The 1613-nt window shown below is 71.7% G+C and carries 1 protein-coding gene; it reads left to right on the plus strand.

The features are described from left to right. Nucleotides 1-1613 (plus strand): condensation domain-containing protein (locus tag SM452_RS30295; protein ID WP_463841215.1); only part of this gene is annotated, 1613 nt, incomplete at both ends.

Consider the following 1613-nt stretch of genomic DNA (forward strand, 5'->3'; position numbering starts at 1 on the left):
CTGCGCGCCGGCACACGTCCGCCTCGGGTACCGCTGTCGTTCGCCCAGCAACGCCTGTGGTTCCTCGGCCAACTGGAAGGCCCCAGCCCGCTCTACAACCTGCCGCTGGTGATGCGCCTCGGCGCGGGACTCGACGTGCCGGCACTCGACGCGGCGCTGCGGGACGTGATCGGCCGGCACGAGTCGCTGCGCACTATCTTCGCGGTGGCCGACGGCGAGCCCTACCAGCAGATCCTCGAGCCGGCCGAGCTCGACTGGGCGCTCGACGTGCAAACGGTGACGCCGGACGGACTGGCGGACGCGGTGGCCGGGGCCAGCCGCTATGTGTTCGACCTCGCCGCCGAGGTGCCGATCCGGGCGTGGCTGTTCCGCACCGGTGCCGACGAGTCCGTTCTCGCTCTGGTGGTGCACCACGTCGCCAGCGACGGCTGGTCGACGGCTCCGCTCGGCCGGGACCTCTCAGCGGCGTACGAGGCGCGGCTGCGCGGTGAGGCGCCGGTGTGGGAACCGTTGCCGGTGCAGTACGCGGATTACGCGCTGTGGCAGCGTGAACTGCTGGGCGACGAGTCCGGCCCGGACGACCTGCTGGCGGCCCAGGTCGGCTACTGGCGGGAGGCGTTGGCGGGGGCGCCGGAGGAGCTGACCCTGCCGGTCGACCGGTCGCGACCGCCGGTCTCGTCGCATCGCGGGCACGCGGTGCCGCTGCGGGTGCCGGCCGAGGTGCATGAGCGTCTCACCGAGCTGGCCCGGGCCGAGGGCGTGACGCCGTTCATGGTCCTGCAGGGCGCGCTGGCGGTGCTGCTGTCGCGCCTGGGCGCGGGCACCGACATCCCGATCGGTTTCCCGGTCGCCGGACGCAATGACGAGGCGTTGGACGACCTGGTCGGGTTCTTCGTCAACACCCTGGTGCTGCGGACGGACCTGTCGGGTGATCCGACGTTCGCCGAGGTGCTGGGTCGCGTGCGGCAGGGCAGCCTGAGCGCCCTGGAACATCAGGACGTTCCGTTCGAGCGACTGGTCGAGGAGCTGGCCCCGGCCCGCTCGATGGCCCGGCACCCGCTGTTCCAGGTGATGCTGACCCTGCAGAATCTGGAGCGCGGCGCGGTGAGCCTGCCGCAGGCGGAGCGCGAAGGGCGGCCCGAGAACGAAGGGCAGCCCCCGACCGGCGCGGTCAACGCCCGGTTCGACCTCGAGGTCACCGCGACCGAGGCGTTCGACCCCCAGGGCCGCCCGGCCGGTCTGCAGGGCGTGCTCGTGGCCGCGGCGGACCTGTTCGATGAGTCGACAGCCCAGCGGATCGCCGAGTGGTTCGTGCGGGTGCTGACGACGGTCACCACGACCGCTCAGGCGCGCCTGCACGCGATCGATCTGCTCGACGTTGGGCAGCGTGAGCAGGTGCTGCTCGGGTGGAATGACACCGCTGCTGTTGTCGCCGATGTGACGGTGGTGGATCTGTTCGCGCGGCAGGTCGCGGTGGTTCCGGATGCGGTTGCGGTGGTTGCGGGCGGGGTTGAGGTTTCGTATCGGGAGTTGGATGCGGCGGCGAGTCGGTTGGCGCGTCATCTGGTGGGTTGGGGGGTTGGCGCGGAGTCGGTGGTCGGGTTGTGCCTGCC

Source organism: Micromonospora sp. SYSU B005 (assembly GCF_055362685.1).